15 protein-coding genes are annotated in these 13,961 nt (G+C 36.7%); 1 reads left to right on the top strand and 14 read right to left on the bottom strand.

Annotation, left to right across the window (positions count from 1 at the left end):
- The 14 genes from flgN to flhF all read right to left on the bottom strand — a co-directional run bounded on the left by flgN (position 1) and on the right by flhF (position 11,229).
- Positions 1 to 378 (bottom strand): flagellar export chaperone FlgN, encoded by a 378-nt coding sequence (flgN, locus tag AWW83_RS04255; protein WP_092348986.1) that lies wholly within the window; start codon positions 376 to 378, stop codon positions 1 to 3.
- Positions 368 to 1,216, bottom strand: a complete 849-nt coding sequence (locus tag AWW83_RS04250) for a transglycosylase SLT domain-containing protein (RefSeq protein ID WP_092348983.1) — start codon at positions 1,214 to 1,216, stop codon at positions 368 to 370. Before AWW83_RS04250 ends, flgN begins: the two co-directional genes overlap by 11 nt.
- Positions 1,217 to 1,225: 9 nt before the next feature.
- Entirely contained in the window at positions 1,226 to 2,323 is a 1,098-nt protein-coding gene (locus AWW83_RS04245) for a flagellar basal body P-ring protein FlgI (protein WP_092348980.1), read from the bottom strand.
- A gap of 20 nt (positions 2,324 to 2,343) precedes the next feature.
- On the bottom strand, positions 2,344 to 2,910 hold the full coding sequence (locus tag AWW83_RS04240) for a flagellar basal body L-ring protein FlgH (RefSeq protein ID WP_159421101.1): 567 nt from the start codon (positions 2,908 to 2,910) through the stop codon (positions 2,344 to 2,346).
- A gap of 15 nt (positions 2,911 to 2,925) precedes the next feature.
- A complete protein-coding gene (flgA, locus tag AWW83_RS04235; RefSeq protein ID WP_092348974.1) occupies positions 2,926 to 3,639 on the bottom strand; it encodes a flagellar basal body P-ring formation chaperone FlgA in 714 nt (237 codons plus the stop codon).
- Between the two features lies 1 nt (position 3,640).
- Positions 3,641 to 4,432 (bottom strand): flagellar basal-body rod protein FlgG, encoded by a 792-nt coding sequence (gene flgG, locus AWW83_RS04230; protein ID WP_092348971.1) that lies wholly within the window; start codon positions 4,430 to 4,432, stop codon positions 3,641 to 3,643.
- A 175-nt stretch (positions 4,433 to 4,607) separates the two neighbouring features.
- Positions 4,608 to 5,351 (bottom strand): flagellar basal-body rod protein FlgF, encoded by a 744-nt coding sequence (flgF, locus tag AWW83_RS04220; protein WP_092348965.1) that lies wholly within the window; start codon positions 5,349 to 5,351, stop codon positions 4,608 to 4,610.
- A 13-nt stretch (positions 5,352 to 5,364) separates the two neighbouring features.
- Positions 5,365 to 5,877, bottom strand: coding sequence for a hypothetical protein (locus tag AWW83_RS04215; RefSeq protein WP_092348962.1), 513 nt, complete (start codon positions 5,875 to 5,877; stop codon positions 5,365 to 5,367).
- Positions 5,878 to 5,892: 15 nt separating this feature from the next.
- Entirely contained in the window at positions 5,893 to 7,257 is a 1,365-nt protein-coding gene (locus AWW83_RS04210; protein ID WP_092348959.1) for a sensor histidine kinase, read from the bottom strand.
- Positions 7,257 to 8,132: an HDOD domain-containing protein gene (locus tag AWW83_RS04205; protein WP_092348957.1), complete on the bottom strand. Its 876-nt coding sequence runs from the start codon at positions 8,130 to 8,132 to the stop codon at positions 7,257 to 7,259. Before AWW83_RS04205 ends, AWW83_RS04210 begins: the two co-directional genes overlap by 1 nt.
- 2 nt (positions 8,133 to 8,134) lie before the next feature.
- Positions 8,135 to 8,914 carry a sigma-70 family RNA polymerase sigma factor gene (locus AWW83_RS04200; RefSeq protein WP_092348954.1) on the bottom strand — a complete coding sequence of 260 codons (780 nt, stop codon included), beginning with the start codon at positions 8,912 to 8,914 and terminating at the stop codon, positions 8,135 to 8,137.
- A 22-nt stretch (positions 8,915 to 8,936) separates the two neighbouring features.
- The gene (locus AWW83_RS04195) at positions 8,937 to 9,197 is read right to left on the bottom strand and encodes a hypothetical protein (protein WP_092348951.1); all 261 of its coding nucleotides are present in this window, start codon (positions 9,195 to 9,197) and stop codon (positions 8,937 to 8,939) included.
- Positions 9,185 to 10,045: a MinD/ParA family protein gene (locus AWW83_RS04190; protein ID WP_092348948.1), complete on the bottom strand. Its 861-nt coding sequence runs from the start codon at positions 10,043 to 10,045 to the stop codon at positions 9,185 to 9,187. The genes AWW83_RS04195 and AWW83_RS04190 overlap by 13 nt, the downstream gene beginning before the upstream one ends.
- Positions 10,042 to 11,229 (bottom strand): flagellar biosynthesis GTPase FlhF, encoded by a 1,188-nt coding sequence (flhF, locus tag AWW83_RS04185; protein WP_092348945.1) that lies wholly within the window; start codon positions 11,227 to 11,229, stop codon positions 10,042 to 10,044. Before flhF ends, AWW83_RS04190 begins: the two co-directional genes overlap by 4 nt.
- Positions 11,230 to 11,507: 278 nt before the next feature.
- Here flhF and AWW83_RS04180 point away from each other — a divergent pair, with 278 nt between their 5' ends.
- Entirely contained in the window at positions 11,508 to 13,841 is a 2,334-nt protein-coding gene (locus AWW83_RS04180) for a GumC family protein (protein ID WP_092348942.1), read from the top strand.
- Positions 13,842 to 13,961: the final 120 nt, after the last annotated feature.

Below are 13,961 nucleotides of genomic sequence, written 5' to 3'. Positions count from 1 at the left end.
TCAAACTCTTTTGTTTATTTTTCCCGCTTCCTGAAAAACCTCAATCAATCCTTTTACAAATGAAATTGAATGTGAAAGCAAATATCTGTTTTCCGAATTTAACTTCTTAACTTCACTCGCCTCGCTTTCAATCTCATCCCTCAATCTGCATAATTCTGGCTCATTTTTAAGCAAGTCAAAAAGTTTTTTCTTCTCAAAATCTGCTCCAAAAAATTTTTCAATTTCTGCGACAATCCCTTCCTCTTGCTTCACAGCATCTTCAATCCTATCGTAATCAAATTCAACAATTGCCTTTTGCTTTTCCTCTGCGATCTTTTTCAAAGTTTTCAACTTGTTTTTGAACTCAATAAGCGTATTTTTCACGGTCTCATTTACCATCTTCAAACACGGTTTTGTTTTCTTCAAAAAGTTTAAGATAACGCATCACTTTCCCAACATATTCAATTGTTTCAGGAAATGGCGGAATTCCACCGAATTTTTCAACATTTTCAGGTCCTGCGTTATAACCAGCGAGAGCAAGTTTCAAATCGCCATTAAATCTGTCAAGAAGATATCGCAGATATTTAACTCCGCCATATATATTTTCGGCAGGATGCCAAACATTCTTCACTCCAACAAATTCAGCGGTTGAATCAACAAGTTGCATCAATCCCTTTGCTCCTTTTGGCGATACAGCGAAAACATTTCCCGATGATTCAACAGCAATTACCGCTTTTATCAACTCCTCTGGAACATTAAACTCTGCCGATGCTTTTTTAATTATCTCATCAAACTTTTTAATTCTATCAACAAGCGACACGCCGTATCTCTGGATTAAAAATTTTTTTATGTTCTCTTTCCTTGCGTTCGCTTCATTTTTCTGTAAAGTTTTGAAATCTTTCTTCACACCTTCGCTCTGTTTATTTAGGTTTTCAACTTTTGAATCCCTTGCTTCAAGTTCCTTGTAAATCATCTCTGCAATCCCAAACTTGCCGTTTTTAGCAAGATGTTTTGAAATTTCAAGGAAGAAAATCCCGTCAAGAACATCGCCTCCGAAATTATCACCACCAAAAATTGAATTTTTATCGTCCGAAATTTTCATCATTGACTTCAACATAAAATTCAAAAATATCGCCTCAAAATTTTCAGATGCTTCTTTAAGACGAACTTTTCTCGCTTCACTTTGATTTGTGTTAACTTTTGAAACTTGCTGTGTTGTTTTATTCTCAACCTTCATAGCAAATCATCACATTATTATCAATTCCGCTTTCAATGCTCCTGATTCTTTCAACGCCTGAAATATGGCAATTATATCTCTTGGTAGAACTTTTAAAGCATTCAACGCTTTTGCAATATCTTGAACAGTCGCAGCACCTTCAATCGCAGTGACAACAGTAGTATCTTGATAAACATTTATCGTCGTAAGTTGAGTCACAACTGTTTGACCTCTTGAAAATGGGGCTGGCTGTGAGATGACAGGAACTGATTGAATTTCTATGTGTATAGCACCGTGGGAGATCGCAACGGGTGAAATTGTCACATTCTCTCCAACTACAATTGTTCCCGTTCTCTCATTTATTACAACTTTTGCAATCGCATCCGGCTGAACATCAATTAACTCAATCTGTGAGATAAAATCAACGATTTTTTCATCGCTTCTAAACTCTTCCGGAACTTTCACAAATATTGAAGACGCATCAATTGCAAAAGCAATTTTTGAATTAAATTTCAAATTAACAGCATCTGCAATTCTTTTTGCAGTTGTAAAATCCGGCTGACGAAGGACGAGTTCAATTTTCTCATTTGAATTTGAAGCAATGTTAACCGGGATTGATTTTTCAATTATCGCTCCATTTGGGACTCTTCCCGTCGTTGTGACATTTCGCCTGTACTCCGTTCCAAACGCAGTTCTCACATCAAATCCACCGACTGAAATTGGACCTTGTGCAACCGCATAAACAACACCATCAGAGCCAACAAGCGGGGTCATAAGCAAATTTCCACCGTGTAAACTCGTCGCATCTCCAATTGATGATACAATTACATCAACGCTTGCTCCTTCCTTCGCAAAAGGTGGAATAAAAGCAGTAACCATAACAGCTGCAACATTTCGCATTCTCAAATTTTCATCTGTCACCGTTATGCCGAATTTTTTCAACATGCTCACAACAGATTGAACCGTAAAACTTGCTCTTCTTGTATCTCCCGTGCCATTCAAGCCAACAACAAGCCCATAACCGATGACTTGATAACCCGAAACACCCTTGACATAGGCAATATCTTTTATCCTCGTCCCGAAGCTTAAACTTTGAAAAAGCAAAATTAAAAAAATCAACCTACGCATCTTGCCCGAAAAAATTTGTTTTAAAAAAGCCAGTGTAATAATCTCGTTATCCAGCTTGGACTTTGGCTTCTGTAAACCATACCTTTGCCAGTGAATTCAATTTCAGCATCAGCAATGTTGTATGAATAAACAGTGTTATCCCAGTTAACATCACTTGGACGAACCAGACCTTTTATCCTTATTATTTGATCTTCACCATTAACGCTGACTTTCCTTTTGCCCTCAATTATCAAATTTCCAGATGAATCAATCCCAATAACCTTCGCACTTATTTTTGCCTTGACAGTTCCACGAGTTGAAGTTGAACCTTGTCCCTTGAATTCATTTCCAGTTCCGATTGAAAATCCTGATTCAGGGATAAAACTCAACGCACCGCTTCCAGATACAGAGCCGTTTATATTTCCGCTTCTTGAAGCATTCTTTTCCGAATTGCTTTCCGCAGAAGAAACTTCAATCACAATGATAGTTATGAGATCGCCTTTCTTAAATGCTTTATGATCCGAAAAAAGCGAACGCTGAATCACCTCTTGCGAATACATCCGCATAAAGCCAAAAATCACAAATGCAACGAAAATTTTCTTTAACATTTCCAGCACCATAATTTAATTTTCAATTTCAACAGCCACGATTCCCTTGCCGATGACCTTTCCATAAAGCAATTTCCCTGATTCTGGATTTAAAACCCTTACAACATCGTTCAATTTCCCATCCTTTTTCGCAATTCCCGTTGTTTCAATCTTAACAGTGCCAACAGTTGCAATTAACTTAACTTTCTCACCCGCTTTAACCATTGGCAAATCTTCAAAATAACTCATAAAAACAACATCTCCTTTTCTAACTGGCATTTTCAATCTCTTCCCCAGAACAGAATTAACACCAACAGCATAATCATCTCTTAAAAATGTTGTTTCAATCTTTTCAAACCCAATAAATTCAAACAATTTCCCCTCGCTATCAAAAACTTCGCCACGCTTCAAATCTTTCTTTGCAATTAAAACATTTTCAAATGCCCTCACAAACGCCTGAACGATAATTTCTTTGACACTATCTCCCGAACAAACTTTAAATTCAAAACTTTGATAACCTTTAAAACCAGAACTCATCTGCTTGACGATTTTAATCTCGCAACTTTCGTTGAATAAATTCGCATCAAACTTCTTCTTCAAATTGATGACAAAATCAATTTTTCGCTCTGGAAATTTCCCGCTTAAAAACTTAACAATTTCAGATTTAGACCTTTCCTCAACATCACTGCCAGCGTTCAACATTTGAAAAAGAATTAGAGCAACACATATTTTCATCGCCAGCAATTTCATTTTATCTCTTTAAGTTGTTTGCCATTTGAAGCATTTCTTCAACTGTCTTTATCGTTTTTGAGTTTATCTCATATGCTCGTTGTGCAACTATCATATTGACCATTTCTTCAACTATGTCAACATTTGAAGATTCAAGACAACCTTGCATCAACTCACCAAACCCTTCGCTTCCTGGAGTTCCAAAAATCGGTTGTCCCGATGCTTGCGTCTCAACATAAAGATTATTCCCTATGCTTCTCAACCCCGCTGGATTTACGAACTTAACAAGTTCAATCCTTCCAATTTCAACTGGCTCAACTTCACCCGAATTTAAAACTTCAACTACACCATCTTTACTTATGCTGATTGCAATCGCCGTCTCTGGTATCACAATCTCTGGTTCAAGCACATAACCAGAAGAATTAACAAGTCGTCCATCTCTTGAGATTTTAAATGAACCATCTCTCGTGTAAGCAATTGTTCCATCTGGTTTTCGCAATTGAAAGAAGCCATCCCCATTTATCGCAACATCAAGCGGATTATTTGTCGGTTGAAGATCGCCCTGCTTGAAATCTCTCAATGTCGCAACTGTTTGAACACCTGTGCCAATTTGAATTTCTGAACTCGCTTCAACATTTCCATTTTGACTTGACGAATTTGGAGATTTTAAAATTTGATACATCAAGTCCTGAAACTCCGCTCTGCTTCTTTTAAACGAAGTTGTGTTAACATTTGCAAGATTATGCGCTATCACATCAATGTTTATCTGCTGTGCATACATCCCTGTTGCTGCTGTTCTCAATGCCCTTTCCATTTTTTGAAAAGTTTTTTTGTTTTCAATTTCACTTCAAAAACTAAACCCTTTAAAAAACACGGAATAAATGTTCTCCAAAAAGTTTTTCCAAAACCTTCAACCCTTAAACCATCGCCAGAAAACTCAATCCTGCAAAAAAATTTTTCTCCATCTTTATAACTCGTCAAATAAATCATCACAACTTCCCAATTTCATTTGCCTTCGTTAAAGTATCGTCTTGACTCTGAACTGATTTATAACCCGACTCATAAATTCTGCTTGCCTCAATCATCCTAACCATCTCCTCAATCGCATTCACATTTGAATCTTCAAGAAAGCCCTGATAAATCTCATATCCACTTGTTAACTCAATCTCCCCCGCACCTTCATCCGCAATGAAACTTGTCGCAGTGTCTTTTTTCAACTTCGTCAAATCATTAAACCACACAATTTTTATCCTGTCAATAAATTTATCATTGACATAAACTTCGCCATTTTGCGTAATTCTAACATCAACACTTTTCAAACTCCTCACATCTGGAATTTTTATCTCTCCTCCCGAACCAACGAGAGAATAACCATTTGAATTGACAAGTCGCCCATCTTCCGAAAGTGTAAAGTTACCATTTCTCGTATATCTTAAACCATTTGGAGTTTGAACAACGAAAAATCCGTCGCCATTTATCGCAATGTCAAATGGATTCCCCGTTTGTTTTAAGTTTCCCTGCTCAAAACTTGTGTATTCAGTTACATAAAGTCCGCTCAACTCATTCCCACCGTTTTTATTCAAATCAAGAACAGCATTTTTAAGAATTCTGACGAAGATATTGTCTTTTTTAAATCCTGTCGTGTCAATGTTTGCAAGATTGTTTGCTATGACATCAATTTTGAGTTTGTTCGGCATCATTCCAACCGCAGATGTGTAAAGTCCTTTTATCATTTTACATCCGATTTTATTTCCATTTTTTCCAGAAAATGCTTTGATTTGCGTTTTTCAAATTCAGAAGAAGTTGAACTTCACCACATCCGACTCTGTATTTTTTTGCAACCTTTCTCATATCAAGCCCTTTCTCAATTTCGCTAATTATCCGCTCGTAATCTCCGTTTTTCATTGTTTTCTTTGATCTCAAATTCAAAAGCAATTCAACTTCGCCCTGACCAACGCTGTATTTTTTAGCAAGTTTCAAAATTTCGCTCTCGCTAAAATCATTCACCTCATCCTGAAATCCAAAGCCCGCATCATCTTTTTGAAACTTTGTCTCTTCCATCTTTTGACTCTGCAAATTCTCTTCGTTCAAATACTCTTCAAAACTTTTATCGGCAAAAATTTCAATTTCTTTAATTTCTTTTTTTCCATCGCTTTTTTTGATGACTTTAAAAATAAACCAAAGTCCAAGCAGAGCAATTGCGGAAATTAAAACTGTCAAAAAAATCAAAATGTAAAATCCATCGCTTAAACCAGCCATCTTTTTGCCTTGTTTTTATTTTGAATTTTGTTCTGGATTTATCGGAAGAATGATTATAAAAGTTGAGCCCTTACCGACTTCGCTTTCAACTTTAATTTCACCGCCATGTTTTCTCACTATCCATCTGCTTATTGAAAGCCCAAGCCCTGTCCCCTTGTTTCCTTTCGTTGTGAAAAACGCTTCAAAAATTTTCTCTTTTATATCTTCTGGAATCCCAACGCCTGTGTCAATGAACTTAACAATTACATTCCCATTTTCCGAGCCAGTTTCAATCACAAGTTTTCCGCCATTTGGCATCGCATCTTTTGCATTTATCATCATATTCAGAAAAACTTGCTGAAGATAAATTTTATTTCCGTAAATCGTCGGAAGTGCTGGATCAAGTTTCAAGACGAGTTCAATGTCGTGGTATTTAAATTGATAACTTACAAGCGTCATAATTTCCTGAATTGCGAAATTCACATTAACTGGCTCAAATTTGAAATCATCTGGAACTTTTCGTGAAAAATTCAAAAGTCGTCTTGTTATCTGTGCAATTTTCTCAACTTGTTCTTTTACGATTTCAATCCTTTTCGGAAGATCACGCCCCAGTTGCATAAGTTGAATATGCCCCAAAAGAATTTGCAAAGGATTGTTTATCTCGTGAGCAATTCCACCAGCAAGTTCTCCCACTGCTGCAAGTTTCGCTGCTTGAATCATCTGTGCCTGCGTTATCTTCAACTCTTCGTTTGCTTTTAAAAGAGCGTTGTAATTCCTTGAATTTTCAACCGCAACTGCGGTTTGATTTGCAAGAATTGAAAGCAAAAGCAAAATTTGATTTGTAAAATCCCTTTGTTTTTTATCCGTGTGTATAAGATAAACTCCTATGCCTTCATTTCTTAACACAAGTGGAACAAGGACGAAATTTTTCTCGCTGAACTCGTCAAGTGAATTATTAATGTCTGGAAGGACAATGCTTCTTTTTTCCTTCAACACATAATCAATTATCCCATCTTCAATGTATGTCTCAATCACCTTATCAAGATATTCTCCGCTTCGGTTTGAAAGTTTTTCAAGTTTTTTCGTCTCACCATCGCATACATAAACATTGCAATCTATAACTGGTATTATCTGCCGTGTTAATTCAATTAACTCTGTTATTATGTCCTCGTAATTTAAAGCAGTGCTTATCTTTGTGGAAAGACGCTGGATTAAAAGAATTTCGTCAATTGAATCTTTGAAGTCGGAATTTGTTCTTGTTTTAAATTCAATCTCACGCTTTAAAACTTCAATCGTCTTTTCAAGTGCTTTCACATAAACTTCCCGTGATTCAATGAATTTTTCAATTTGTGGCAAAAGTTCTTCAATTAGTTCTGGATTATTTCCCGTTAATCTCTTCATCACATTTCACCCGAAAAAATTTGGTTTTTCATCACATCAGATTGAATTTTTGCTCTGTATTTTTCAATGAATCCATCGTTTAAAAAACTTTCGTCAAGTTTTAAAACTTCAAGAACAGCGGGCAAATCTGCGGAAAAAGATTCGTCGTGATCTGCATATTCAATGTTTTCAAGACCAAGTTTGAAACATACATATTCAGCAAGATAAACAAGAGAAGGAAGTTGCGGATTTTTCGGGGCTAAATGTGGCTGATGATGAAAAGCGATCGCTTCAACAAGTTGATCTGGAAAATTCCATTTTTCAGCAAGCAATGAACCAATTTCATAATGAGTTGAATTGTCAAGAAAACGACGCTCAATTTGCTCAAATGTAAATTCTCTCCTCTTCCCGATTTGAATTATCTGCTGAAACTCTTTTTTGAAATACTGTGCCACGACGAGAATCCCCACATCGTGCAACAATCCCGCAATAAATGCCTCACCAGAAACCCTGTAATTTAAATCCTTTGCAAGATGTTTTGTCATCAACCCGACAAGAAGTGAATGCTTCCAAAATTTTTCAAGATCAAAATCTTTGTCAAGTTTATTAACAAGAGAACTCGCAAGAGAAACACTTAACACAATTTCTTTCAGCGTTTCAAATCCTAAAACAACGATAGCGAAGTTAATTGTTGAAATTTGCTTTGGAAATCCGTAGAATGGGGAGTTTGCAACCTTCAAAACTTTTGCTGCAAGTGCCTGATCTTGTGAGATGACTTCGCCAAGTTTTGCTGCACTTGTTTTTGGATTATCAACAAGGCGAACAACTTCCATCGCAACCGCTGGAAATGGGACAAGTTGAATTATGTTTTGAATTTTTTGTTTTATCCCGCTCATTTTTAAAATGAAAATTTGCTTTTCAATGATTCACGAATTTTCCTCAAAGCCCCAGCGTGAAGTTGTGAAACCCTTGACTCGCTCAACTTTAAAATCTCCGCAATATCTTTGAATGTCAACTCCTCATAGTAATAAAGCACGATGATGAGACGCTCATTTTCCGGCAATTTTTTCAATTCATCCGCAATCGCTTGCTTTATCTCATTTTCAAGCAAATCTTCTTCTGGATTTTTGCCATCGCTTTTTATCAAATCACCAAGTTCAATGTTATCTCCGATGTCAAGGTTGAAAGACACTCTTTTTGAAGTTTGTTCAATTGTTGCAATGTGGTCATATTCTTCAATGCTTAAACCGGCTTCATCTGCGATAAGATAACGCCCTGCTCTATCTCCAACTTCGTTTTCAACTTTGATGCGAGCTTTATCAACTTTGTCAATTTTATTTCTAACAGACCTTGAAAGATTATCAAGCTTTCTCATCTCGTCAATTATGCTACCCCTTATCCTTGTGTAGGCGTAAGTTTCAAACTTAACACCAACTTTGGGGTCAAACTTGTCAATCGCATCGCTTAACCCAAGCATTCCCATATCAACGAGGTCATCCTCACCAAGAAGCGAGCCAGCAAATGTCAAATTCATTTTCCTGACAATGTTTCGCACAAAATCCGCATAAAGAATCATCAACTTCTTTTTTATCTCTGGATCACGAGTTCTTCTGTAAAGTTTGAAAAGTTTTTCTGGCGTATCATTTCCTTCCTTATGCATTAAACCCACAGACGACATAATCTCAACCTCCCGTTAAATTTTAACTTTGAACATTTAAACCTTTGAACTCTTGGGCTTCAGATGAGCCATTCTTTGCTTCGTTAAAATCCGTTTTCATCCCGTTCTCACCTTGTTTCAGATAGATAAACAGATAAGCGAGAATGAACATAAGCATTGTTGATGCAACAAAAAGAACAAACGACTTGACAACTGCGACGATTATATCAGTCCCCTGCAACCAAAGTGTTACAATTGAGACAAAAAACAAAAGAAGCCCAATTTGAAAAATTATAGACCGCATACTTCAACCAGCCTCCCGAAAAATGATTTTTGTTTTTTAACCCTGTCAAGCGAGAGAAGATTTGACGCAATTTTATTCAAAGCAATTGAAGCACCTGACCTCGGGAACAATTCCACAAATGGCTTTTGAAGCATAACAGATCTTGAAACAGCTGGGTCATAAGGAATTGAGCCGATGTAATTTATCTTTACACCGAGAAATTTTTCGCACGCAAAAGATAATCTATTTGCGACATCAACAGGATCAACAGAGCCATTGATATTGTTGACAATTAACTTAACATTTGATTTACCAGTTTGATAATAAACAAGTTTTACAACTGCATAAGCATCCATAATTGAAGTTGGCTCTGGCGTCGCAACGAGAATGTAATCATCAGAATAACCAAGTATCTTTATAACTTCATCCGAAATCCCAGCTGGCGTGTCAATTAGAATAAAATCAAAATTTTTCTCCATCTGGAGGATCTCTTTTATGATTTGTATCAATCTATCGCCCGAAATTTTGGGAAAGTTCAAAGATCCCGAATTTGCAGGCAAAAGTGTTAAGTTCTCTCTCACATCAATTAAAACATCATCAAGCCCGACATCACCACGAATGAAATCAAGAAATCTATACCTCGGCGATACACCAAGTAGAATATCAACATTTGCAAGATTTAAATCCGCATCATAAATCAAAACTTTCTTTCCATTTTTGCTTAAAATCAAAGCGAGATTTAAAATTATGTTCGTTTTCCCGCACCCGCCTTTGCCATTTCCAATTGCTATGACATGTGCGTTGTAATTCTCACTTTGAATTTTTTCACGAACCAGATTTCGTAATTTTTCCGCTTGATCAAAAATCATATCAAAACTTCCTTATAAATTAAGTTTGCAATTACTTTGGGCTCCGCAACCGCAATATCATCTGGGACATTTTGACCTGTGGTTATGTAAGAAAGGGGTAACTTCGTTTTATAAGCGACATTGAGAATATATCCGAGCGAAACAGCTTCATCAACTTTTGAGAAAATCAATCTATTTGGAAGAAGCGATTTAAAACGATTATAAACATCAAGCATGTTTTTATAACTTGATGTTGCGCTCAAAACAAGATGAACTTCGTCTGGATCAGCACTTTTTATAAATTTCCCAAGTTCTGATATATGCTCCGATTGTCTTTGATTCCTCCCGACTGTGTCAATTAAAATTATATCTTTGTCTTGATGTTTTCTCACAAGCCGGCTCATATCCTCGGGCGTATATGCAACATCCATTGGAATGTTTGCTATATTTGCAAATGTTTGAAGTTGCTCAATTGCTGCAATTCTGTAAGTGTCCGCTGAGATAAGAGCAACGCGTGCATTTTCAAAGAGTTTGTAAATTGCTGCTAACTTCGCAACAGTGGTCGTCTTCCCAACCCCTGTTGGACCGATAAACGCAAGGACAAATGTTTTTCTTCTTACTGGCTTAACAGGTTTTGAAAATCTCAAAATCTCAGAAATAACATTTATCACCTCGCTTTCAACAAGCTTTTCATCTCTTAACTCTTCCCCACTTAATTTCATTAAAACCGTGCGAATTATCTTATTTGCCAACTCCTCTTCAACTTCTTTTTCAACCAGATTCAAAAATGCTTTCTTCAAAACAGATGGGTATTGTGCCGAACCCTTATACTTCAAATGCTCTGTTAACTCATTTAACGCCTGCTTGACCTCTTCAAGCTCACTTTTTATCTCGGTGTAATTATACTTTTCAAACTCAACCTTTTGCCCATCGTCGCTGAATAAATTTTTTCTTTTTGCTTCAATCTCATTTGTCATTTTCCTTAAAAGTTCAACAGCGTTATCCGCCCCGGATTCATTCTTACTCTTAACCTTTTCTTCTTCAATTGCCCCGATGACCTCTATCAAATCTGGCTTGAAAAAGCCGAAAATTCCCGGCTGTCTAATTCTCCTTGTCCCAAGGACGATAGCGTCCTCCCCAAGTTCTCTCTTCATCATCTCCGTTGCTTCCTTTAAAGTTGGTGCAACAAATTTTTTAACCTTCATTTAAACTCAATCCTGACTTTGTTTAACTTTTCAAATAAAAGATATTTCAAAGCCTGTGCCATAATTTTGAAAGCCAAAAAATTTAAACTTTCTTAAATCCCATAGCATCAAAACAAAAAACTCCTGGCTAATATTGAGCAAATGGTGTGGACTATTATCCAGACCCCTAATTGTGATTTAAAACACATAGCAAATACTTGACTTTTATTTTTTGACTTTTTATATTGTGAAGTGAACAAAATTTTTACGGGAAAACAAAATGAGCGTTCTTAACAACTATGGAAAAAACAAATGTTAACGGGCAACCTTTTTTTCAAACTGAGGAAGAAACTATCAACTTATATGAAGTTATACAGGTTCTTTACAGGGGCAAGTGGTTAGTAATTTTGATATTCATACTTGTAGTTCTCGCAACTGCGATCTTTACATTTATGCAGGATCCGATTTATGAGTCAACGGCGGTTGTCTTGATTGAAAGGGGGAAGAAGGGGCTTGGCTTAACAGAGGCATTTGACATAACTGGACTTTCTGAGCAAAGGAACATTAAAAATGAAATTGAAATTTTGAAAAGTCGCTCCCTTGCAGAGGCAGTTGCAAAGAAGTTAATTGACAGAGTTTATGTTGACCTCAACGATAAAAAAGATACAATCCTCATAATCAAACCATCAAGGAAAGAACTGAAAGAGGGAATTAAGCCATTTGCAAAAATTGAGACGATAATTGAAAGGTTTGAAAAAGATGTTAAAATTGAATCCCCGCGCGATGCAGACATAATAAAAATTACCGTCCGAAGCAAAAATCCAAAAGAAGCAGCTTTAATAGCCAATACTTTTGCAGACGCCTACTATGAGAGAAACCTTATGATGAGCCGAAATGAATCAAGAAGCGTAAGAAAGTTTCTTGAGGAACAGCTTGCAGATAAAAAGAAACTGCTTGATCAGGCGGAGAACCAGCTTGAAAGTTATATGAAATCAGCTGGTGTCGTCGCACTTGACGAGGAATCAAAAAAACTTATTGAACAACTTGCTAACCTTGAATCAAAACGCGGTGAAGCAATTGTTGAAATTTCATCAGCGGAGAAAAAATTGAATGCATACCTTGAACAGATTAAACAGATTGAACCAGAATTTGTCAAAGTCGCAACCGAGGCACTTGACCCATACATAAAATATCTGCAAGAAGAGATAGCAAAACTTGAAGTCACGAGGGATCAAATTATTGCTCAAAATCCAAAAGTTGGAAGCCAAGAAGTTTTGAATAAGAGCTTGAGAGAAATAGATGAGCAGCTTGCATCATTAAGAAAGAAATTACAGGAAAAAATAGCAGAATTTTTAAAGACTGGATTTGCCAGTTCTGGAAGCCCCGGGACTCAAACCTATGACCCGACTGGATTTGTAAAAGAGCTGAAACAGAAAATTTTGTTAACCGAAATTGAACTAACAGCATACGAAGCGAAAAAGAGAGAACTTGAAAGATTAATTGAGCAATTAAACAGAAAATTTGAAACGATACCGGCGAAATTAATTGACTACGCACGGCTTGAACGCGCGAGAATGAGCAGTGAAAAACTTTACCTTTTAATTGAGGAAAAATATCAAGAAGCAATGATAGCAGAGCAATCTCAATTTGGATATGTCCAAATAATTGACTATGCAACCCCGGGATTAAAACCTGTAAGTCCAAAGATACATCTCAATTTAATTCTCAGCATAATCGTTGGGCTCGGTCTTGGGGTTGGGATTGTTTTCGTCAAGGAATACTTTGATAGAACGATAAAGACGCCAGAACAAATTGAAAAACGTGGATTTACAGTTCTTTCTGCAATTCCGATAATTGAAGTTGAAACAAAACTTGATGGGAAACAGCTCAAAAAGGACGAAGGACGAAACATCGCAGCTCATTTAATAACACACCTTAGCCCGAAATCGCACATCGCAGAAGCATACAGAGTTTTAAGAACCGGAATACAATTTGCAAAACTTGATAAAAAAATTAAATCTATCGTCGTCGCAAGCAGTGCACCAAAAGAAGGTAAGTCAACAACCGCTTCAAACCTTGCAATTACAATGGCAAGTGCTGGTTTAAAAACAGTTTTGCTTGATACCGACCTTAGAAGACCTGTCCTACACAGAGTTTTTGGCGTTAAAAGAGAACCTGGGCTTACAGATTATTTGTTCGGTAGAGCTGAAATTGAAGAAATTTTCAAGCAAACCGAGGTTGAAAATCTATACCTTGTTCCGTGCGGTGTTGTTCCACCAAATCCAGCGGAATTGCTTGGCTCTGAAAAAATGAAAGAATTCATTGAATATCTCAAATTAAATTATGAGATGGTTATATTTGATACGCCACCGCTTGTTGCTGTAACAGACGCTTTGATCATAGCAAGCCAAGTTGATGGAGTCCTACTTGTCGCATCTGCTGGAAAAACCGAAATTGATGTCCTTGACAAAGCAAGGGAAATGATCCAAAGAGTGGGTGGAACTGTAATTGGTGTCCTTCTGAACAACTTTGATGCAAGCTCAACTTATGGAACTTATTACAGATATTATCGCTATTACAGGTATTACGATTATTACGGCGCAGATAGAGATAAAGGTGAGGGCAAAAAGTGAAGAGTTTGGGGTAAAGTGAAGAGGGTAAGCTGAAAATTTTTGCAATAATCAAATTTTAAGATTGTTCTCTACGGCGGGAGGAATTTCAAATTTTTTTCTGGTGGAGTATTTTCACTGTTT

Source organism: Candidatus Chryseopegocella kryptomonas, assembly GCF_001536065.1.
GTDB classification, from domain to species: Bacteria; Bacteroidota; Ignavibacteria; order Kryptoniales; family Kryptoniaceae; genus Kryptonium; species Kryptonium kryptomonas.
Note: the sequence above shows the minus strand (reverse complement) of the source record. Positions and strands in the feature narration are given on the sequence as shown.

Coding starts and splice junctions, on each gene's coding strand:
- flgN (WP_092348986.1), bottom strand. CDS start 378: ATGGTAAATGAGACCGTGAAAAATACGCTTATTGAGTTCAAAAACAAG.
- AWW83_RS04250 (WP_092348983.1), bottom strand. CDS start 1,216: ATGAAGGTTGAGAATAAAACAACACAGCAAGTTTCAAAAGTTAACACA.
- AWW83_RS04245 (WP_092348980.1), bottom strand. CDS start 2,323: ATGCGTAGGTTGATTTTTTTAATTTTGCTTTTTCAAAGTTTAAGCTTC.
- AWW83_RS04240 (WP_159421101.1), bottom strand. CDS start 2,910: ATGTTAAAGAAAATTTTCGTTGCATTTGTGATTTTTGGCTTTATGCGG.
- flgA (WP_092348974.1), bottom strand. CDS start 3,639: ATGAAATTGCTGGCGATGAAAATATGTGTTGCTCTAATTCTTTTTCAA.
- flgG (WP_092348971.1), bottom strand. CDS start 4,432: ATGGAAAGGGCATTGAGAACAGCAGCAACAGGGATGTATGCACAGCAG.
- flgF (WP_092348965.1), bottom strand. CDS start 5,351: ATGATAAAAGGACTTTACACATCTGCGGTTGGAATGATGCCGAACAAA.
- AWW83_RS04215 (WP_092348962.1), bottom strand. CDS start 5,877: ATGGCTGGTTTAAGCGATGGATTTTACATTTTGATTTTTTTGACAGTT.
- AWW83_RS04210 (WP_092348959.1), bottom strand. CDS start 7,257: ATGAAGAGATTAACGGGAAATAATCCAGAACTAATTGAAGAACTTTTG.
- AWW83_RS04205 (WP_092348957.1), bottom strand. CDS start 8,132: ATGAGCGGGATAAAACAAAAAATTCAAAACATAATTCAACTTGTCCCA.
- AWW83_RS04200 (WP_092348954.1), bottom strand. CDS start 8,914: ATGTCGTCTGTGGGTTTAATGCATAAGGAAGGAAATGATACGCCAGAA.
- AWW83_RS04195 (WP_092348951.1), bottom strand. CDS start 9,197: ATGCGGTCTATAATTTTTCAAATTGGGCTTCTTTTGTTTTTTGTCTCA.
- AWW83_RS04190 (WP_092348948.1), bottom strand. CDS start 10,045: ATGATTTTTGATCAAGCGGAAAAATTACGAAATCTGGTTCGTGAAAAA.
- flhF (WP_092348945.1), bottom strand. CDS start 11,229: ATGAAGGTTAAAAAATTTGTTGCACCAACTTTAAAGGAAGCAACGGAG.
- AWW83_RS04180 (WP_092348942.1), top strand. CDS start 11,508: ATGGAAAAAACAAATGTTAACGGGCAACCTTTTTTTCAAACTGAGGAA.